This is a genomic window from Aurantimonas sp. 22II-16-19i (assembly GCF_002088275.1).
Classification (GTDB): Bacteria; Pseudomonadota; Alphaproteobacteria; order Rhizobiales; family Rhizobiaceae; genus Jiella.
Map to the genome: position 1 here is coordinate 1 of NZ_AQQS01000093.1, position 546 is coordinate 546.

Sequence of the window (546 nt, forward strand, 5' to 3'; positions counted from 1 at the left end):
CGGAGTTCGGGATCGGCGCCTCGAGGCCGAAGTCCTCGACCGAGGAATCGCGCCGGGTGCCGGTGAACTCGACCCGCGGGACCCGGCCGGTGCGGCCGACGCGGTTGTCGATGACGCGAAACCCTTCCTCCAGCGGATATTCCGTCCAGGAGAAGCGCTCGCCCATCACCGGCGTGCGCGGCAGGACGTCGTCGGCGATGAAGGCATAGGCCGGGTTGCGGTAGCCGATCGCGAAGGCCGTGAGGGTCGGATCGACGGGAAACGGGCGGTTGGGGGCCATGTGGCGAAAGTCCTGTTCTTCGGGCTCCCAACAGCGGCGCGCTGCGCGTGGAGCTTAAGGATGGTCGGCGGGATCTCCGGCGGTCAGGCCGGCGTGGCGAGTAGGCTCGGCGCGACGTGGATCGGCAGGATGTCGCCGGTCGTGCCTTCGCCGCGGATGAAGCCGACGATGCGGACCGTCTGACCCGCCACCGGGATCGCCTTGACGGCACGGCCATTGGCGTCGGAGGTCACCGGATCGTCGAAGTCGAGGTCGCCGCCGGCCAG

At 69.8% G+C, this 546-nt stretch carries 2 pseudogenes; both read right to left on the reverse strand.

Annotated elements, in window-relative coordinates:
* Positions 1–280, reverse strand: a pseudogene (locus ATO4_RS26740) (capsid protein); the annotation flags it as partial.
* Between the two features lie 83 nt (positions 281–363).
* Positions 364–546 (reverse strand): annotated as a pseudogene (locus tag ATO4_RS28035) (hypothetical protein); the annotation flags it as partial.